Annotated in this window: 19 protein-coding genes; 6 read left to right on the top strand and 13 right to left on the bottom strand. The window is 49.3% G+C overall.

The annotated features are described in order from the left end of the window. The first annotated feature begins 25 nt into the window (after positions 1 to 25). Positions 26 to 817: an amidohydrolase family protein gene (locus tag ACKU4E_RS06195; RefSeq protein ID WP_320170207.1), complete on the top strand. Its 792-nt coding sequence runs from the start codon at positions 26 to 28 to the stop codon at positions 815 to 817. Positions 818 to 911: 94 nt separating this feature from the next. Here ACKU4E_RS06195 and ACKU4E_RS06200 read toward each other — a convergent pair whose 3' ends face one another. The 6 genes from ACKU4E_RS06200 to gpt form a co-directional block, all read right to left on the bottom strand. Further along, a complete protein-coding gene (locus ACKU4E_RS06200; protein WP_320170208.1) occupies positions 912 to 1406 on the bottom strand; it encodes a cytochrome c3 family protein in 495 nt (164 codons plus the stop codon). Positions 1407 to 2044: 638 nt separating this feature from the next. Beyond that, complete coding sequence (locus ACKU4E_RS06205; RefSeq protein WP_320170209.1) at positions 2045 to 3586, bottom strand: ABC transporter ATP-binding protein; 1542 nt, start codon at positions 3584 to 3586, stop codon at positions 2045 to 2047. A 9-nt stretch (positions 3587 to 3595) separates the two neighbouring features. After that, positions 3596 to 4516: an ABC transporter permease gene (locus ACKU4E_RS06210; protein WP_320170210.1), complete on the bottom strand. Its 921-nt coding sequence runs from the start codon at positions 4514 to 4516 to the stop codon at positions 3596 to 3598. Positions 4517 to 4560: 44 nt separating this feature from the next. Then, positions 4561 to 5619, bottom strand: coding sequence for an ABC transporter permease (locus ACKU4E_RS06215; RefSeq protein ID WP_320170211.1), 1059 nt, complete (start codon positions 5617 to 5619; stop codon positions 4561 to 4563). A gap of 6 nt (positions 5620 to 5625) precedes the next feature. Further along, entirely contained in the window at positions 5626 to 6702 is a 1077-nt protein-coding gene (locus tag ACKU4E_RS06220) for a BMP family ABC transporter substrate-binding protein (RefSeq protein ID WP_320170212.1), read from the bottom strand. 167 nt (positions 6703 to 6869) lie between these two features. Further along, on the bottom strand, positions 6870 to 7343 hold the full coding sequence (gene gpt, locus ACKU4E_RS06225) for a xanthine phosphoribosyltransferase (RefSeq protein ID WP_407944124.1): 474 nt from the start codon (positions 7341 to 7343) through the stop codon (positions 6870 to 6872). A gap of 342 nt (positions 7344 to 7685) precedes the next feature. Between gpt and ACKU4E_RS06230 the strand changes: the two genes are divergently transcribed. After that, positions 7686 to 8765 (top strand): GGDEF domain-containing protein, encoded by a 1080-nt coding sequence (locus ACKU4E_RS06230; protein WP_320170214.1) that lies wholly within the window; start codon positions 7686 to 7688, stop codon positions 8763 to 8765. A 43-nt stretch (positions 8766 to 8808) separates the two neighbouring features. Here ACKU4E_RS06230 and ACKU4E_RS06235 read toward each other — a convergent pair whose 3' ends face one another. The 6 genes from ACKU4E_RS06235 to ACKU4E_RS06260 form a co-directional block, all read right to left on the bottom strand. After that, the gene (locus ACKU4E_RS06235) at positions 8809 to 10128 is read right to left on the bottom strand and encodes a deoxyguanosinetriphosphate triphosphohydrolase (protein ID WP_320170215.1); all 1320 of its coding nucleotides are present in this window, start codon (positions 10126 to 10128) and stop codon (positions 8809 to 8811) included. Positions 10129 to 10212: 84 nt separating this feature from the next. Beyond that, positions 10213 to 11016 carry a transporter substrate-binding domain-containing protein gene (locus ACKU4E_RS06240; protein ID WP_320170216.1) on the bottom strand — a complete coding sequence of 268 codons (804 nt, stop codon included), beginning with the start codon at positions 11014 to 11016 and terminating at the stop codon, positions 10213 to 10215. A gap of 239 nt (positions 11017 to 11255) precedes the next feature. Continuing rightward, on the bottom strand, positions 11256 to 12209 hold the full coding sequence (locus ACKU4E_RS06245; protein WP_320170217.1) for a glucokinase: 954 nt from the start codon (positions 12207 to 12209) through the stop codon (positions 11256 to 11258). Between the two features lie 239 nt (positions 12210 to 12448). Then, entirely contained in the window at positions 12449 to 13312 is an 864-nt protein-coding gene (locus tag ACKU4E_RS06250) for a MotA/TolQ/ExbB proton channel family protein (RefSeq protein WP_320170218.1), read from the bottom strand. Positions 13313 to 13323: 11 nt separating this feature from the next. Continuing rightward, positions 13324 to 14046: an OmpA family protein gene (locus ACKU4E_RS06255; RefSeq protein ID WP_320170219.1), complete on the bottom strand. Its 723-nt coding sequence runs from the start codon at positions 14044 to 14046 to the stop codon at positions 13324 to 13326. 236 nt (positions 14047 to 14282) lie between these two features. Then, a complete protein-coding gene (locus tag ACKU4E_RS06260) occupies positions 14283 to 15239 on the bottom strand; it encodes an MBL fold metallo-hydrolase (RefSeq protein WP_320170220.1) in 957 nt (318 codons plus the stop codon). A 210-nt stretch (positions 15240 to 15449) separates the two neighbouring features. Here ACKU4E_RS06260 and ACKU4E_RS06265 point away from each other — a divergent pair, with 210 nt between their 5' ends. Continuing rightward, complete coding sequence (locus ACKU4E_RS06265; protein ID WP_320170221.1) at positions 15450 to 16052, top strand: Maf family protein; 603 nt, start codon at positions 15450 to 15452, stop codon at positions 16050 to 16052. 20 nt (positions 16053 to 16072) lie between these two features. Here ACKU4E_RS06265 and ACKU4E_RS06270 read toward each other — a convergent pair whose 3' ends face one another. Beyond that, positions 16073 to 16390, bottom strand: coding sequence for an antibiotic biosynthesis monooxygenase (locus ACKU4E_RS06270; RefSeq protein ID WP_320170222.1), 318 nt, complete (start codon positions 16388 to 16390; stop codon positions 16073 to 16075). A 246-nt stretch (positions 16391 to 16636) separates the two neighbouring features. Here ACKU4E_RS06270 and ACKU4E_RS06275 point away from each other — a divergent pair, with 246 nt between their 5' ends. The 3 genes from ACKU4E_RS06275 (at position 16637) to ACKU4E_RS06285 (ending at position 18265) form a co-directional block, all read left to right on the top strand. After that, entirely contained in the window at positions 16637 to 17056 is a 420-nt protein-coding gene (locus tag ACKU4E_RS06275) for a GNAT family N-acetyltransferase (protein WP_320170223.1), read from the top strand. Between the two features lie 80 nt (positions 17057 to 17136). Further along, positions 17137 to 17607 (top strand): MarR family winged helix-turn-helix transcriptional regulator, encoded by a 471-nt coding sequence (locus ACKU4E_RS06280; RefSeq protein WP_320170224.1) that lies wholly within the window; start codon positions 17137 to 17139, stop codon positions 17605 to 17607. 70 nt (positions 17608 to 17677) lie between these two features. Then, positions 17678 to 18265: a hypothetical protein gene (locus tag ACKU4E_RS06285; RefSeq protein WP_320170225.1), complete on the top strand. Its 588-nt coding sequence runs from the start codon at positions 17678 to 17680 to the stop codon at positions 18263 to 18265. The last annotated feature ends 54 nt before the right edge of the window (positions 18266 to 18319 follow it).

An 18319-nucleotide genomic window follows, 5' to 3' on the forward strand; every position in this document is an offset into this window, starting at 1 on the left:
TCCTGCGGACAAAATCAGGCACATCATGTACTACGACGTTCACACTCACGCATTTCATCCCAAAATTGCAGACAAAGTTCTGGAACAACTGCACGGCCACTACGGAATAGAAATTGTCGGAAACGGACGCACTGACGACCTGCTCCAAAGAGCAACCAGAGCAGGCATAGACCGTGTAATAGTTCATACAGCCGCAACAACACCGGATCAGGTCATCCCGGCCAACAACTGGTCTCTGGAACTGGCCGCATCAGATGAGCGGATAATCACCTTCGGCACCATGCACCCGGACTACAAAGACCCTGAAAAGGAATTTGAAAGACTAGAACGTCACGGGATCAAGGGGCTGAAATTTCATCCCGACTTTCAGGGATTTTTCATGGACGAGCCCAAATTCTACCGCCTTCTCGAAATGGTTCAGGGCCGATTTGTTGTAATGTTTCATGTAGGGGACAAACTGCCTCCGGAGAAAAATCCATCCTGCCCGATAAAACTCAGAAAAATATTGGAAAACTTTCCGAAACTGACCTGCATTGCAGCACACATGGGCGGCTACTGCCACTGGCAGTGGGCCTCGGAACAACTGGCCGGATACAACGTGTACATGGATACCTCCAGCGCAATTCCGTTCATGGACAAACAGGTATTAAGGGAAATAATGAACAAGCATCCCCGGGAACGGATACTTTTCGGCAGCGATTATCCGCTGTTCGATCCGGGTCAGACAATGAAAGACCTGCAGCAGGCGCTGAACCTCAAGGACTCGGAACTTGAAGTCCATCTCAGCGCGGCGGAACAACTCTTCGCAGAACTGTAGACTGGTTCTGATAAATATTACGGCGACATAAGAAAAGCCGCCTGCGGGCAACCACAGGCGGCTTTTGCGTGTAACCAAAAACTATGAAGACAGTCTAGTTGTGCGCTCTTTCCCGTTTGGGGTGGCAAGCGTTGTTCGCACAGGGAGCTGTCGCGATATCGGTCTGTCCTTCCTTGTTCAACTTTACATGGCAGCCACGGCAGCTTCTGTCGCTGGACAGAGTGTGGAATGCCTTGAAGTAGGAGTGGGGACGTCCCTTGTGTTTCAGATCATCGTGACATCCGGCGGAAGCACAGTTCTTGATCTGGGATTTGCCGTCCCAGGTGTGGTGACACTTGGAACAGTTTTCATCCTGATGGTCGAAATGGGAAAATTTAACCGGGGTGAAACGCACCTGATTCAGCACCTCGGGACGCTGAAATTCAAGGTTGATCGGAAAACGGACAACCAGTTCTTCCTTAACAATTTCAGGCTTGCTGTCAGAAATGTTAGCAATCTCCTCGCTAAGATTGCTGGTGGTGGTTGCGTAAATAATTACGAGAACGGCAAAAACTACTGCCATTCCTACATACAGAAAATTAGTCTTCATTCTATTCCTCCTCATGAAAGTCGTTTTTAACTAATAAAAATCCACGATTATTTCAATAAAAATACGTAGATGTATATGCTCTGCAACTAAACTCGACAACATTTGGACAAACTACAGAAGGCACATTGAGAAAAATTTCACACAGATTCAAAATCTATTACTACACTCCAAAACCACACAATAGGGACACCGAACAGCGCAGTAAGATGTTTTAGGATTATTCAAGCAAGCAAAATTGTATTACAGACTGGCAATTTTATCTAATTTTACTATAAAAAATACATTAGACACTCAAAAACAAAAGACTTATTTAATCAGAATACGTTTTTAAAAACTTTATTTTTTTCTACATAGGCGCAAATCTTTACAGCCAGGAAGCAAAACAGCCCTACCAAATAGAAAATACTACCCTCAACTTATACATAACTGTAAAATTTAAAATTAAATTCAAAATAACATACAATTATGTAGAATAAACTTTGATGTAAAAATCCGTCTGCAAAAGCCCCTACAACATAAATCTGAGCTAAAAAATCAAAAACCGTGATATCGAAATCCGATACCACGGCCTTGCTGTTGAAAAACAATGAAGGGCCGATTATGACGCCCGCAGTTCGACCCAGAAATTCATGAAAGATCTATTCACGAACCCCGGCCATGAGCAGGCCGATATTATCAACCTTGGCCTTATCGCAGACCGGGAATTCATCCATTATCTGGCCGCAGTACATAACCGCAACACGGTCGGCCAGTTGCAGGGCTTCACCGAGATCACCTGTCACAAGCAGCACACCGGCCATTTTACGGGCATCCAGCAGTCTGTACCAGACTTCCTCTGTGGCTGAAATATCCAGCCCCTGAGTCGGCTGCTCGGCAACAATCAGGTGAGGCTGCCGGTAAAGCTCACGAGCCAGCACCATTTTCTGGAGGTTGCCGCCTGAAAGCTGCCAGGCAAGCGCCTGAACGCGTCCCGGCCGGACATCATAGTCCCGGACAAGCTCACGAGCCACGGATGCGGCCTTTTCCCTTTTCAATATGGGCCCGGACGAAAATCCCTGCCTTGTGGTCAGCAGTAGATTGTCCACCAGATCAAGATTGCGGGCGGTGGCAAGGTCAAGCCGGTCTTCGGGAATGTAGGACATGGAATTGTTCCAGGTCATTTCCGCAAAAAAAGTTCTCCACGGCTTGCCCATGATGAAAATCGTGTCCTTGGGCGGCTTGCGCAGACCGCAGACCCCTTCGACAAGTTCCTGCTGTCCGTTACCGGCCACCCCTACTATTGCCACGACTTCCCCGCGGCGAACATCAAGGTTAATTCCGCGCAGACCGATGCCGGTCATGTTCTTTATCTCAAGAACCTTTTCGCCGATCTCCACTTCCTTCCGGTCAACTTCCAGAATTATTTCCTTGCCGACCATCCGGCAGGCCAGATCGGCCTTTGAAACAATCTTATCCCGCGGAACTTCGGCATCGATATTACCGCGGCGCAGGATTGCGACTTCGTCCGCAATGGCCATGACCTCTTCCAGCTTGTGGCTGATGAAAACAACTGATTTGCCCTGACGGGTCATTGCCCAGAGCGCCTCAAACAGACGGAACGCCTCGCGAGGAGTCAAAACGGCCGTAGGTTCATCAAAAATCAGCACCCGGCTTTCACGATACAGCAGCTTCAGGATCTCAACCCGCTGCTTCTCGCCCATGGACAGGTTGGCCACTTTCGCGGAAGGATCAATGTCCAGCTCGTAATCCGCAGCAAGTTTCCGGACCCGCTCCTCCATCTCCGCAGGGTTGACGAAGAAGCCGCCCTCCTGTCCGAGCAGGACGTTCTGGGCCACGGTCATGGTATCAACAAGCATAAAATGCTGATAAACCATCCCGACTCCGGCCCTGATGGCGTCCTTGGAGTTGGAAAAATCAACCGGCTGTCCATCCACTTCAATATGCCCTTCGTCCGGGCGGAACCTCCCTGCCAGCATGGACATAAGCGTACTTTTACCCGCACCGTTTTCGCCAAGAAGCGCCTTGATGCGCCCGGGGTAAAGATCCAGTGAAATATCGTTGTTGGCAACAACCTTGCCGAACCGCTTGGTGATGCCCTTGAGTGAGATAATTGGAGGGCAGCCTTCAAATCCTTTGGCCTTCCGGCATTCCGGGCGGGTAAAATCTGTTTGCGAACTCATGCCAGAAACCTATCCTTCCGGTTCTATGTTGATTCCCAGATGTGCGGGAGCCGCACCGCTGCGTCCGCGCACGGCAGAAAAAATGAGCACCAGAATGGTCAGGGCATACGGCAGCATAAGCAGAAGAGATGAAGGGATGTGGGTTCCGACGGCCTGCAACCTGAGCTGAAATGCCATGACTCCCCCGAAAAGATAGGCTCCGAAAACGGCCCTGCCGGGTCTCCAGAAAGCGAAAATTACCAGCGCAACAGCTATCCAGCCGCGTCCGCCGGAAAGACCGTTGGCCCAGAGATGGGTATACGCAAGCGACAGATAGCCTCCGCCCAGACCGATCAGAAATCCGCCGCCGAGAAGTGCGATCCAGCGCAGCCGAATGGCTTTCAGCCCGACTGCTGCCGCGGCCGAAGGCTTTTCACCCACGGCGGTTATTGCCAATCCGAGACTGGTTCTGTTCAGGAAAACCATAAGCAGAAACGGAACAACGAACGAGACATAAACCAGAGCGTCCTGCTTGAAGAGAATATCACCCAGATAAGGTATGGACGACAGAATCGGAAAACTGAACTTATCGAATCCGTCCGTGGCCACACCGATGTATGGAGTGCCCAGAAAGTTGCACAGCCCGGTGCCGAGAATGGTCAGGGCCAGCCCTGAAACAACCTGATTGCCGAGGCAGGTGATGCAGACCAGTCCGTGCATAGCGGCCATGCAGCTGCCGGCAAGCCCGCCGCAGACAAATCCAAGCCATGGATTGCCGGTAGTCATGGTGACGAAAAACGCCGCAAAAGCGGCCATGCTCATCATACCCTCTACACCGAGGTTGAGCACTCCGCCTTTTTCGGTGAGTATTTCACCGAGCGTGGCGTAAAGAATCGGCGTACCGGATTGAACCGTAGCAGCCAGCAGGGGGACTATAAAGCTTTCCAACATCTCTACCACCCGAAAAAACGACAGTCCGCAACAAATGCGGACGCCTAATTTTTCTTAACGATCTTATAAGTAACCAGCATCTGACCGGCCAGTACGGACAGAAGAATCAGACCTTCCATTATGGAACCGAAAGAAGCCGGGGTCTGCAGTTCAAGCTGCATGTTTTCCACCCCTACCCGCAAAGCGGCCAGCAGATAGGCGGAAATACCTATATAAAGGGGATGCAGCCTTGCCAGCCAGGCCACGACAATAGCCGTGTATCCGTAGCCGACCATGATGCTTGCCTGAAGCCTGTTAATGGTGGCGGAAGCCTCGATGCACCCTGCCCAACCGGCCAGCGCGCCGGAAATAGCCATAACCAGTATGGTCAGCATTCCGTAAGGCAGGCGGGAGTACATGGCTACTCTTGCCCCTTCTCCGGCAACCCTTATCTCGAATCCGAGACGGGTGAAACGCAAAAAGGCCCACATGGCCACTCCGGCACCGATGCAGACAACCACGCCCCAATGCAGCCGGCTATCACCTATCTGGCCGATAATGGCGCTTGGTGAAAACTCCGGGGTAACCGGAAAACCGAAACTGGACGGATCCTTCCAGACTCCGAACACCAGATATTCCAGCAGGAGTATGGCGATATAGTTGAGCATCAGGGTGGATATGATTTCGTTCACCTGCAGCTTGAGGCGCAGTATCGCCGGAATGAACGCCCAGAACGCGCCGAACAGGGCCGCACAGATAAACATCAGCGGCATGAGCAGAATACCGGGCAGATCAGGAAAAGTAAGCGCTGCCCAGGTTGCACCGATGGCACCGAGAGCAAACTGACCTTCGGCACCGATATTCCAGACCTGCATGCGAAACGCCACGGCCACGCCGAGGGCGCACAGAAAAATGGGGATGGCTTTCAGGAGAGCGTCTTCCAGCGCCCATGAAGCTCCAAAAGACCCCTGCCAGAGCACGAGGAGTCCTTGAACGGCGGATTTACCCTGCAGTTCCAGCAGGAGCGCGCTGATCCCGAAAGAAAGAACCAGAGCGCCCGCGATAATAATCGGGGCGCCCCAGTTCCAGGGTTCGTCGCGCTTTTGTAAGCGATAACCCAACATAAATAATTACTTGGTATTTCCGATTACGCCTTCAACAAACCAGTTCATGCCCAGCATATCGGGATCGGACATGGTTTTACCGGCCGGGACAACTTCCTTACCGTTCTGATCGTTGATGGGACCTACGAAAACAGCGTTATTGCCGCTGATAATATCCTGCTTTGCGGCAGCGACCTTGTCCTTTACGTCCTGCGGGACCATGGGGCCGAAGGGAGCGATGTCCACAACACCCTGATCCATGCCCCACCACAGTGCTTCGTTACCCTGCCAGACACCGTCGCGAACCTGTTCCACGGTATTCTTGAAAAGGGGTGCCCAGTTCCATACAGCGGAAGTAAGCTGGGTATCGGGAGCCATTTTGGACATATCGGAGTTGTAAGCGATAGCGTATTTTCCGCGTTCGTGAGCAGCTTCGAGAGGTCCGGGAGAATCCTGATGCTGGGTGATGATATCAGCCTTCATGTCGAGCAGGGAGATGGCGGCGTCTTTTTCCAGAGCAGGATCATACCAGGTCTTGGTCCAGACAACGCGGACAGTGGCTGCGGGATTTACGGAACGAACACCAAGGGTGAAGGCGTTGATGCCGCGGATAACTTCAGGAATGGGGAAAGCGGCAACATAACCGATAACGTTCGACTTGGTCATCATACCTGCTACGATACCGGTAAGATATCTGGCCTGGTACATACGACCGAAATAGTTGCTCATGTTCGGGGTGGTTTTGAAACCGGAACAGTGCATGAACGCAACTTTGGGAAATTTTTTGGAAACCTTGACCATGGGGTCCATGTAGCCGAAGCTGGTTCCGAAAATAACATCATATCCCTTGCGGGCAAGGTTAAGCACTACGCGCTCGGAGTCGGGACCTTCGGGAACAGACTCGATAGCGGTTGTTTCAACCCAGGGAAGGGCATCGATGGCTTTACGTCCCTGATCCTGAGCAAAGGAATAACCTTCGTCACCGATGGGTGAAATGTAGACAAAACCGACTTTGACCTTTTCTTTTTTAGCTCCGGCGAAAGCAACGGATGCCATCATTACGGACATGGCCGCAACTATGAGCATAAGCAGAATTTTACGCATCATCCACTCCTTGATTCAATTTTGAACAGTCAATGAAATTCCGTACCTATAGTCTTCCATCAAAACATAAAATACACAGAAGCTGAAAAAGGAACCTGCCCGGTCAAACGTTCCGGCGGCAAATCCCCCGTTTCAGGTCCTGCTTTTTTAAAGCCTGAACTCAGGCCTTAATCATCCTGATTTTCCTGAGAAACCTTCACAATGGGCTGGGCAAACTGGGTTGCACTGTCCCATGGAAAGAGAATCCAGGTATCCTGGCTCACTTCAGTAATATATGTATCAACCAGCGGACGCCCCTCCGGTTTGGCATATATGGTGGCGAAATGAGCTTTGGGGACCATTTCACGTACCAGCCTTGCCGTGCCGCCGGTATCAACCAGGTCGTCAACAAGAAGCCAGCCCTCGCCGTCTCCATTGAAACCTTTAAGCACTGTGGCTCTCTTTTCCTGCACCTTCCAATCATATGTGGAAATACACACAGTGTCGATGAGCCTTATTTCCAGTTCTCGGGCCAGAATAGCGGCGGGAACAAGACCCCCGCGAGTGATTGCAAGAATTCCCTCAAACGGCCCTTTATCCAGCAGTCGCCAGGACAGAGCCCTGCAATCACGCTGGAGTTGTTCCCACGATATGGGATACATTTTAGAATATCTGTCTGCCTTGGACAATTTCATTCTCCTTGAATTTCCTTGCGCGTACGCGGTTTCCCTAGCTCAAGGAGTGTACAAGGGCAACATAAAAAATCAATCATCCCCGGACCAAGGGCAGGCAATCACTGTTATATACCCTTCCCGACCTCTGACAGGGAACGCATGAAACCGCATATTTATTTTGTAACAACATCTATTACAGTTTATCTTTTCCACCGTCTACCCTGCTGAAGCAATCAACGGGAAGGACAGAGGCCGATTCCTTTTGTATAATTATAATTTTACAGAAAGCCCGCCGCAGGATAAAATGAAAAAATAAATGTCCGGAAAATAATGAATGAAAACTTCAAGGCCCAGGAAATGAGACAGAAGAAAATCAACGGCATCAGGTACAAGCTGACACTTCCCCTTATCATTATCATGTCACTTGCGGCGGTCTATCTGTTCCACACCATCATAATTGATGGCAGAAACTACTCTTCCCTGAGGTCCGGTCTACTTGAAATCAAACTAAACACATACGAGACTGCTTTCAGTGATTCTGCAACCGGCTACGATCTGCACCGGCTGAAAGGGCTGGTGAATGAATTTGAAAACTACCCGGACAATCGCAAAGAACAACTGTTTCCCGAAAACACGGCGGAGGATTTTTTTCAGGCTGCTCAGCAATTCATGCAGGCAACCGAATCCGGAGACAAGGACACTGTTTCAGGCTCCGCAAAAACACTGGATCGGATTATAGACAGAATTCTGCTTGAGTCCGGGAAAAAATTCAAAGCCGAGACAGGCTCACGAGTCAAAATAGAATATGGCCTGCTCTTCCTGATCTGCGTATTTGCCGTGGTTCATTTCATGCTTGTTGATAAGCCGATGCGCAACGAACTTCTCCGCAGCCTGCGGGAAAAGGAAATCTGCAATTCCACCATCCGCAAGCTGGCGGAAAGGGATACCCTGACCAACCTGCCGGGCCGCATGAAATTTTATGAGGAATCCGAACGGGAAATTTCATCTGCCGCGCGTTACGGGTCAGACCTTACTCTCATCAAGATGGATATAAGCAACTTCAAGGACATAAATTTAAAGCACGGCCAGAAAGCGGGAGACAAACTGCTGGCCGGATTCGCCCGTACAGTCCGTAAACACCTGCGCAGGCCGGACAGCTTCTTCCGCGTCGGCGGCGATAAATTCATCATTCTGGCACCGCACACTACGGTGAAAAACGCCCTCAATCTGGCCGAAAAAATAGACCGGATCATAAAAACCGACCGGGCATTGCTGAAAATACCCTTCAGCCTGAATACGGGAATAGCTGCCTGCACAGCTGAAGACACTGCGGAAACACTGCTTGAAAAGGTGGACGCCGCCTTGAAAAAGGCAAAACAGGACGGACCGGGCTCGGTCTGTTCCGCCTGACCGGGAAGTTCACACAGAGGATCACAACCGCAATACAGGCTGATCATCTGCGCATAAGCGATATCCCTGTAATCTTATTGAATGTGCGCACGGCAAAGGCATCGGTCATGCCGGAGACATAATCCACTACCTTCTGAGTATTTTCATACACGGACAGATCTTCCGAAGGTTTGTAATGATCCGGCAGGAGTTTGATTGATTTTCGACTTTTCGCTCCGAGTTTTTCCCCGGTGTGAAGTTCGCACACTATCTGACCGAAAAAATCAAGAATCTTCCAGAGCACCTCATACGCAGCGGCCTCCGTATCAATCACTTCGGTAGAATTGTAGACCTTCTCTATTGCCACTTTCTTGAGCATGCTGAACTCATGCGACTTTTCAATACATTCGGTAAGGCTGGACTCAAACGCGCCTTCCAGTATGGCGTCCTCGTTGGCAAGAAAGACTTCACAGGAACTGGTCACAAGCGCATTTATGGCCGTGGCCCTCAGAAACTCGACCTTTTCCTTATCCTCACCCATGGAATCGATCCGCTTGGCCACAGCCGGATCATGATCCAGCACATCCATGAACATGGCCCGGATATCATCAAAGGAAACCAGCCCCAACCGGTAGCCGTCTTCCAAATCCACTACGTGATAACAGATGTCGTCGGCAGCTTCCACAAGGTAGGCAAAAGGATGGCGGGCCCACCGGTTTCCTTCCTTCTTGGAAAGTCCCAGGTATTCTGCCAGCTCCGCATAAGTAGCAACTTCAGTCAGGAAAATTCCGAATTTCTTTTTGCTTCCGGCATATTCGGAAGTAAACGGATACTTGGTAAAAGCGGCAAGGGTTGCGCAGGTCAGCTGCATACCGCCGGGATTGTTGGGCCGCTGCAGGGCCAGCACATTTCGCAATCCCTGAGCATTGCCTTCGAACAGCCGGAAATCATCCCTCTTCTTCCTGCCTATCCAGGTACAGAGATCACTGCCTATAGAGGAACACTCGAACCAGTCCCGGATTGCATCCTCGCCGGAATGGCCGAACGGAGGGTTGCCGATATCATGCATGAGGCAGGCGGTGGCCACTACAGTGGCAGGCTCCGCGGGCATGAGATCAAGGCCGTGTTTATCAATAAGCCTGCTTCCGACCATGTATCCCAGAGAACGCCCAACAGACGAGGTCTCAAGGCTGTGTGTCAGCCGCGTGCGCACGTAGTCGCTTCTGGAAAGAGGAAAAACCTGAGTCTTATCCTGCAACCGCCGGAATGCGGAAGAAAAGATAATACGGTCGAAATCTTTTTGAAATTCACTTCTGTCGCGGTTGGCTTCCGCGGCAAGTGTCTTACCGATTCTCTGCTTGCCTAATAGCTTGTCCCACTGCATCGTTTATCCTGAACACATCATGTAAAAACGGCCCCATACGGGCGACATTCGGCCTTCGACCTGCTAAATTCCTAGATAGCAGCGTCAGTGCGCCCCGCCGTTCATGATGAAAGTTTCGTTGGGGAAATCATTTATGTACCGATTTCTGTATTTCTGAATCACAGCTTCCCATGTACCGTCATCCTTCATGGATTTCAATGCCTTGTTGAACCGGTCACGCAACAATGCGGTATTATTTTTCTTGCAGAACGAAACATATACAGGATTCTGCCCCACGGTTGGTAGCAGCCTGCGAATCCCGGATAAAACCCCGATCTTGCGGGCTGTATAGAATGTCGACAGGTCATCGGAAATAAATATATCAAACCGGCCTTTTATGAGCTTGCTGAGGTTGGTCTGCACGGAATCGGCGGTCTCAACCCTGTGCCACAATTTATCCTTTATATATTTATCAATTTCCTTGCCGTAGAGAAAATCCTTTATGACTCCGAAGCTGTATTCATCAAGCGAAGCAAGATCACCGTTGAAATCAATTGTTGAATCACTACGGACAAAAAAGGCCATGGATTCCAAGCGAACAGGATCGCTGTATTCCATGTACTCACAACGCTCAGGAGTTTTAAGCAGCAGGAACATTCCGTCTGCCAGCCCATGGCTGGCCATGGCGAGCGCTCTCTTCCATGGAAAGAATTTGAACTCCACCTCTTCACCCATACGGCGGAAAGCTTCCTGTATTATTTCAACGTCGCAACCGCTCGCAACTCCGTTCTCCAGATATCCGTAAGGAGGATAATCCAGAGAAACAAGCGTGTAGGTTCCCGCCTCTGCAGAACAGACAAGCAGTACCAAGAATAGTATCACTGTTACGACTTGAAATTTTATCTTCATAAAGGACCTGCAACAAAAAAATCTCTGTCCTCATCATAGGCATATTCTTTTAAAAAACAAATTGCTTTTTACTACAATCTGTCAATAGTCAAACCCAATAGAATCAAGTCCGACCAATCACTCATTTCTATAAAGACAAAACAAACTCCGGAAACATTCATCCCGGCAGGACAGGCCCTGTGACCACTGCTGAAAACAAATCAGTATTTGGCGGTGAATTCTAAAAACGATATATGAACTCAATTCAGTTGCCACACTCCTCGTAACGCCGCACCGTAAAGTCCGCTGTCCTGATTATCGTTCAGAAATACCGGAATACGCTTAAGCAGATCTTCCATGGACGAAGAACGCAGAAACTCTTCCATGAACACTGGTTGATCCACAACAAAAGGATTCTTTGCTACGATTCCTCCGGAGATATACAGCCCTCCGGTAGCGCAGACGGTCAGGGCATAATTCCGACAGCATCTGGCGGTAAACTTCGAGTACCATTCAAGAGTCTTTCCGCCTTCCTTCATCCGGGCTGCAACTTCTCCGGCTTCCAGCTCTTCTCCGGTCAGATAGCGATGCAGAATGGTAAGCCCCCTTCCGGTCAGCACTTCATCGCCGCAGCAGTAGGTAATTCCTCTGCGATCCATAACATAACGGCAGAAATCAAGTTCCTCCACAGTCTCTGCCGGAAACGAAATATGTCCGGCCTCGGAAGGCACCGGAGCAAAGCCGCAACCGGGCAGCGGAACAAGGGCGCAATGTCCCAATCCCGTTCCCGCTCCGATGACTCCCAGTGTGCCGGTCGGCGAAACCTCGATATCATGTATGACCCTGCATCCTTCCACGGCCTTGGTACGGCAGGCATAAGCCTGTGCGACAAAGTCGTTGATAAGAACGGCCCGCCGGAAACCGTATTTTTCATACCCGTCCCTGAAATCAACATCCCAGTCCACATTGGTGACATTGCAGTACACACCCCGGATTATAGGTCCTGCAGGGGCCAGCACTGTCACATCAAAATCCTGCGGAGAATACGGAAATTCGCTTTCCGCCAGCATTTCCAGCAAATGAGCAAAGCTTCCCGCATTCTTGCTGGAAAGCCAGACGGTTTCCTTCATTACCGGCTGCCCTCCCGGACCGGTTTCGAACGCCGCGAACCTGCTGTTTGTCCCGCCAATATCAACCGCCAGAATAAGTCCCATAAATCCGTCCTTGAAAAGCAGCCCGTAAAACGGCTGATTGGTTTAATCTAATTCGAACAATATCCGCATTACTAACGTCTATTAAAAGTAAAACAATCCCCCGGCCAACGTAAAGCTGTAACAGATTATTTTTGTCAAATGATACGCAGTGTCAAAAAAAAGACACAAAAAACCGGAGCTGTCCGCGCTACAAGCGGAACAGCCCCGGTAATTCAATGCCTGAAAACAGATTTTTCGTATCAGGAAGCTTTGACCAGCGGCACCTCGTGCAGAATCTTATCCTTGGCAAGACGCTCCTGCTTACGCATCTTTATGTACTTGCGGGTGATATTCCTGAGTTCTTCTGTCTTGGCTTCACGATCTTCCGGGCTGAGGAAGGCCACCAGCTTTCTTTCAAGCTTATAGGGGTTCTGCTCTTTTTTGATGGCTATGACCCCGTCCATGATCATCTTGTGGTTTATAAGTTCGTTGCGGGTTCTGGCCCGAACGGTTTCGGCCATGGGCGCAAAAATCATGTTGCTGAGAATAACACCGTAAAGAGTTGAAATGAACGCCACGGGGATATGCTTCAGGATCACTTCGGGATTGTCTATTCCCATGAGCAGGCCGATCAGCCCGATAACCGAACCGGCAACACCGAAAGCGGGTGCGTAACGGGCCATGGAGAGGAATATTCTTTCCGATTCACTCCTGCGCATATGAAAAAAAGACATTTCGGTCTTGAGGCAGTCCTTTATTTCGTCTTCCTCAAAGTTATCCACCAGCAGAGTAAGCGAATTGCGCAGAAATGATATGGTGGTTTTTTCATTGGCCTTTTCCAGAGAAAGCATACCGTCCATCCTGGAGCGCACACTCAGATCAAGCAGGGTGTCGACAATCTCCTCATGAGTGGTAAGCCTGCCGGAATAAGTTTCATGGACAACCTTGAAAGCGTCACGAAGCTGCTCGACCGGATAGCTGAGCAGGACCGCAACGGCAAGACCGGAAAGCACTATGACCAATGCGGCCGCATTCCAGTACAGCGCTATTCCGCCGCTGACCCAGAAACTGGCCAAAAATACTGCTGAAGCGACAATTACGCCCGCCAGATTCTTCTTATTCATAACAGACCTCCTTACTCGGCATTGATGTCGGTATTTATAACGACGATTTCAACCCTTCGGTTGTTTCCGCTGACCTTGCCCATATCATCCGGAAGCTCAGGGGCGTAATTTCCGCGCCCGCTGACGATGATACGCACAGGATCAATCGCTTTTTCATATGACAGGTATCGAGCCACACGGGCAGCTCTGGCAGTGGACAGTTCAAAGGCTGCACTCTGCCCGATTTTTGCCACATCCTTATCATCCACATGCCCCACAACATGGATGGCATGTGTATTTGTTTTCAAAACATCGGCCACTTCGGCCAGATACTGTCTGGTTTTTTCTTCCAGCCTGCTTTCTCCCGGCGCAAAAAAAGCATCCCCGCGCATGACAATTTTGAGCTCGCCGTTTTCCTCTTTCATGCTGACGGCACCGTCTGTGCTCCGGTAAAGGGTATCCTCCGGAGTAAGCAGCACTTTGGCTGATCCGCTCATGGCATCTCTATGAAAGGAAATCATATCGATAAGATCGTCCGCCGGACTGACGGAAACCTGACTGCGGGCATTGCCGCTGAAAATGACTTTGATATTTTCCTTGGACTGGCTGTAGATAAACAGAACCACAAACAGGACGAACATGACCATCATCAGGTCCGCCCAGGGCACGGACCAGCCGTTCATCCCGGATGTATCGGAACTTCCAGACTCAAAATCCATGAGCCCCAGTTCTTCTTTCAAGTCGTCAAATTTCATACGCCGCTCCATGATTCAGATGCACCGGGATATTTGCCCGGAATATTCACCCGACATGGAAGCAAGGGTAATGCCAATCCCCAAAAAAGTGTATATTAAAGGAATTAACAAGCATTAAGCCGACTATCGGAAATGATAAAAATTGAAAAAGTCAAAAAGAAGACATAAACGCCGGGCACAAAAAAGCCCGCCGGTAAGGCGGGCATATGGAAAAGCACAAATATTTCACTAAGCTATTACAGATCCAGAACAAGACCGTCCTGAGCCATGATGATGTTCCCCGGCTTTTTCTCCACAAACCCGGCAAACTCGATGGTGTCATCAAGAAATTTCTGAAGCTGAAAATCGTCAAGGACCGGTTCCTGATGAAACAGACACAAGGTCTTTACGCCGGCCATACCCGACATTTCAACAGCGATTATATTATTGGAATGGCCCCAGTCCTCTTTTATGGAATTTGCTTCCGCAAACGAATACTGGGCATCCATGATAAGCAGGTCCGCATCCCTGAAAAAATCAACAAATCCCTCATCCGTAAGGGCTGTGGCGCTCTTGTGTTCACAATCCGTTGAATAGACGGCCGCTTTGCCGTCCTTTTCGAAACGGTATCCGAATGAGCCGCCGGGATGATACTGAGCCTTGACCCGGATAGTGACCCCGCACAATTCCAGTTCCTGACCGTTTTTCAGCCGCACGAAATCTATTTCTGATCCGAGATTGTCGAAATGCACAGGAAAACCGGGTTCACTCTGCTGCGTACGCAATGCAGCTTCAATGTTGGGATGCCCGCCGTAAAAGGTGACTCTGTTTCCAGGAATGTATGCCGGAACGAAAAAAGGAAATCCCTGAAGGTGATCCCAGTGCAGATGCGACATAAAAATATGGAAATGAGCACCGTTCTTACCCTGACGCTCCTGCATGACTTTATTGCCCAGATCACGGAGCCCTGTACCGCAGTCGCAGATAATGTACTCATCACCCCGCCCTTCTATCTGAATACAGGGCGTGTTGGTCCCGTATGACCCCCTTACAGGAAACGGAAGCTCATTATCAATGAAAGAATCCAGATCGGTAGTGGAATCTATCCCTTTAGCCACAGCAATTTCCAGAGCCGCCTTGACCTTGTCCCTGGCCCTCTCTGCATTGAACGTGGCCGGCAGGGACCCTCGTGCCCCCCAGATGCATACCTTCATTAAAAACTCCTGTTCTGATTTTCTCGATTATCATTACCGTTAGTTCCATTAAAGGGCAACAATTCTGTATATAAATAATCGGTAAAAGAACAAAACAAAAACACGCATCGTTAACACTGTGAAGAACACCTATACGTTGACCTTTGCACATAGAAAAGGCAAATACCGCAATACGTAATACGGAATTCACTTACACAAAAGGATATATAAATGAAAATATACACCACAACCAAACCGCTGATCCTGGGTTCAGCTTCCCCAAGAAGAAAAGACCTTCTCGGTTCGGCAGGCATTGAATTCAAAATACAGCCTGCCTGCGGCGAAGAACCCAAACCGCTACCCGGCCAGAATCCGGAAGAGTACGCAAAAAAGACCGCACTGCTGAAGGCTCTGGAAGTTTCCGAAGCACATCCGGGAAACTATGTTCTGGGTGCAGACACGATAGTTGTGCGGGACATGGATATACTCGGTAAACCGGCAGATCAGGACGAAGCTTTCGGGATGCTCAAAAGCCTGTGCGGAAGGTCCCATAAAGTCATCACCGGCTGCGCGCTGATTGGGCCGGACGGTAATTCCGTAAACTTCTCCGTCTCAACCGATGTGGAATTCATAGATTTCGAAGAGAAATGCATCCGGGCCTACGTCACAACAGGAGAACCGGACGACAAGGCCGGGGCATACGCCATTCAGGGACTTGGAGCCTTTCTGGTCAAAGGGATTTGCGGGTCGTATACGAATGTTGTGGGGTTGCCGCTGGCGCGGGTAATTGAGACACTGGTTCAGTGGGGTGTGGTTGTTCCGGGGGATGAATAAACCACTATAAACGTAACATATTAAAATTCGCTATCCCGTTCCACCTTGACTACCCGTACTTTAAAAGAACCATACCATTTTGAACGGCCAAGCTGCTGTGCTTTTTGGTGCCGCGGATCATTTTTCCATTGAACAATGGACTCCATATCCTTCCAATAGGAAATAGTTATGCCCAGTTCCTCTCTAACCGACTCTACGCCGAGAAATCCAGGTTGCTCAACCGCCAGATCAACCATTTCTTCTGCCATAGAACTGTATCCATTATCTCCCTGCGTACGCAGTGAAGTGAAGATCACAGCGTAATATGGAGGAGCCGGAGTTTTCGCTATCACTCCCATTTCAGGCCATCCTTTTCTATAAAGACATAGTTTGATTATAATATTTACTCAATATACCGTAACATGGATATAACTTATTATCCCGAATACGTAATGTCCAGTCCATCTGGATGTGTATGAAAAACCCACTCTAGAACATAACCCAATAAAATAGTATATTATTCATACCATATTACACATTAGATAAATTCTAATAAACAGGCATGGCTGGTGGTATGTATGACCACGTAAAAAAAGGAACAAAAAATGAACTTTGAAGTAAAATATAGCTGTAGTGGAATAGACTGGAACCTCGTAGCCAGCATACTCAAAACAGTCGGAATGGCTCACTATAAACCTGAAATTCACGCAAAAGCCTTCGAGGCAAGCCATACGACAGTATTTATATTCGATAAGGATAAAATGATCGGTTTCGGCAGAGCAATCTCGGATGGAGCATATCAGGCTGCCATATATGATTGCGCAGTTATTCCCGAGTATCAGGGACAGAAGGTCGGTTCCCTGATAATGACGCACATTCTGAAACAACTTGAAGGGTGTAATGTCCTTCTTTATGCGGCTCCGGGAAAAGAAGGTTTCTACGTAAAACACGGATTCAAACAAATGAAGACGGGCATGGCAAGATTTATCGATGAAAATACCATGCACAACAAGGGCTTTATTTAATGGCCCACGCTTGTTGGCCGGCATAAGGAAAAGATTATAATTCCTCTTGACCTTTTGTTAGGAAACCTTACAATAAATCCATGAATGAACTGAAAGAACGTTTTGAAGCAGTGCAGTGCTCCCTGATGGATTTGATTGATACCATCAACGATCAACATAAGGGAGGGGTGGATTTCGGCACAGGCCACAGGTTGTATCCCGCAGAGATTCACACCATTGAGGCCATCGGTGATTCGCCGGAAATTACTGTAACCAGATTGGCGGAACGTATGGGAGTATCCAAACCCACCATATCTGAACGCATCAACAAACTATCCCGGAAAGGACTTGTCAGCAAGGGAACCAAGGCAGGCGATGCCAAGGCTGTGCCGCTGTGCCTCACCGAATCCGGCAATGCAGCCTATAAAGGTCATGCGGATCACCACCAGCAGATGTTCGATCTGTTCGTGGGGAAATACGGAGATGACGCGGAAGCTGTGCTGCGTAAATTTTCTTTCGCATTTAAAGAAATGCGCGAACTCGCAGTAGAATTCAGTTGCAAAAAGGGCTGAAACCAGAACCCGTTTGAGTTTTTTTTGAACCATTTGTTAGGTATGCTAACAAAAAAAGAGGAGAACTGACATGAAAGTATTGAGCCTTTACCATTCACAGACACAAAACACATTGAAGGTAGCGGAAACAATTGAACAGGCGGCAAAGAGTGCTGGTTGCGAGGTCAAAACCATGCAGGCGAAGCCGGGGGCAGAACCGGTGCAGCTACTCGATTTTGATTTGATTTTTATCGGCTCGGGTGTTTACGGCTGGCTCCCTGGCAAAGCCATGATTGAATGGCTGGGTGAGCGCGCAAAGGAAAATATGAAAGAATTCGGAGGGTCGGGTCTATTCAAGCCCGGATCGCCTCGCCTGACTGGAAAATACGTTGCGGTATACTGCACGTATGGAGGAAGCCACACCGGAATAAATGAAGCCGTTCCGGCAGTGAAGTATATGGGGCAGCTGTTCGATCACCTGGGTTTTACCAATGCCGCAGAATGGTATGTACCGGGCGCGTACCACGTTCCAAAACTGCACCACCACAATACCCAGGGAAGACTGGGGGACATAAGTAACCGCCCTAATGAGAACGATCTGGCTTCCATCGCTGAAAAAGTAAAAGGGCTGATCAAATCAATCGAGCCCTCCATACAGGCCAGCAAAACTGTAGCGTGACCGCCGGCATATAAATACGTTTGATTTCAGCTGGATATTCTCCACATCCACTTA

Source organism: Maridesulfovibrio sp. (genome assembly GCF_963677005.1).
Classification (GTDB): domain Bacteria; phylum Desulfobacterota; class Desulfovibrionia; order Desulfovibrionales; family Desulfovibrionaceae; genus Maridesulfovibrio.

What these genes read in the sequence shown, in the direction of transcription:
- ACKU4E_RS06195 (WP_320170207.1), top strand. Translation starts at nt 26, where the DNA reads ATGTACTACGACGTTCACACTCACGCATTTCATCCCAAAATTGCAGAC.
- ACKU4E_RS06200 (WP_320170208.1), bottom strand. Translation starts at nt 1,406, where the DNA reads ATGAAGACTAATTTTCTGTATGTAGGAATGGCAGTAGTTTTTGCCGTT.
- ACKU4E_RS06205 (WP_320170209.1), bottom strand. Translation starts at nt 3,586, where the DNA reads ATGAGTTCGCAAACAGATTTTACCCGCCCGGAATGCCGGAAGGCCAAA.
- ACKU4E_RS06210 (WP_320170210.1), bottom strand. Translation starts at nt 4,516, where the DNA reads ATGTTGGAAAGCTTTATAGTCCCCCTGCTGGCTGCTACGGTTCAATCC.
- ACKU4E_RS06215 (WP_320170211.1), bottom strand. Translation starts at nt 5,619, where the DNA reads ATGTTGGGTTATCGCTTACAAAAGCGCGACGAACCCTGGAACTGGGGC.
- ACKU4E_RS06220 (WP_320170212.1), bottom strand. Translation starts at nt 6,702, where the DNA reads ATGCGTAAAATTCTGCTTATGCTCATAGTTGCGGCCATGTCCGTAATG.
- gpt (WP_407944124.1), bottom strand. Translation starts at nt 7,343, where the DNA reads ATGTATCCCATATCGTGGGAACAACTCCAGCGTGATTGCAGGGCTCTG.
- ACKU4E_RS06230 (WP_320170214.1), top strand. Translation starts at nt 7,686, where the DNA reads ATGAATGAAAACTTCAAGGCCCAGGAAATGAGACAGAAGAAAATCAAC.
- ACKU4E_RS06235 (WP_320170215.1), bottom strand. Translation starts at nt 10,128, where the DNA reads ATGCAGTGGGACAAGCTATTAGGCAAGCAGAGAATCGGTAAGACACTT.
- ACKU4E_RS06240 (WP_320170216.1), bottom strand. Translation starts at nt 11,016, where the DNA reads ATGAAGATAAAATTTCAAGTCGTAACAGTGATACTATTCTTGGTACTG.
- ACKU4E_RS06245 (WP_320170217.1), bottom strand. Translation starts at nt 12,209, where the DNA reads ATGGGACTTATTCTGGCGGTTGATATTGGCGGGACAAACAGCAGGTTC.
- ACKU4E_RS06250 (WP_320170218.1), bottom strand. Translation starts at nt 13,312, where the DNA reads ATGAATAAGAAGAATCTGGCGGGCGTAATTGTCGCTTCAGCAGTATTT.
- ACKU4E_RS06255 (WP_320170219.1), bottom strand. Translation starts at nt 14,046, where the DNA reads ATGAAATTTGACGACTTGAAAGAAGAACTGGGGCTCATGGATTTTGAG.
- ACKU4E_RS06260 (WP_320170220.1), bottom strand. Translation starts at nt 15,239, where the DNA reads ATGAAGGTATGCATCTGGGGGGCACGAGGGTCCCTGCCGGCCACGTTC.
- ACKU4E_RS06265 (WP_320170221.1), top strand. Translation starts at nt 15,450, where the DNA reads ATGAAAATATACACCACAACCAAACCGCTGATCCTGGGTTCAGCTTCC.
- ACKU4E_RS06270 (WP_320170222.1), bottom strand. Translation starts at nt 16,390, where the DNA reads ATGGGAGTGATAGCGAAAACTCCGGCTCCTCCATATTACGCTGTGATC.
- ACKU4E_RS06275 (WP_320170223.1), top strand. Translation starts at nt 16,637, where the DNA reads ATGAACTTTGAAGTAAAATATAGCTGTAGTGGAATAGACTGGAACCTC.
- ACKU4E_RS06280 (WP_320170224.1), top strand. Translation starts at nt 17,137, where the DNA reads ATGAATGAACTGAAAGAACGTTTTGAAGCAGTGCAGTGCTCCCTGATG.
- ACKU4E_RS06285 (WP_320170225.1), top strand. Translation starts at nt 17,678, where the DNA reads ATGAAAGTATTGAGCCTTTACCATTCACAGACACAAAACACATTGAAG.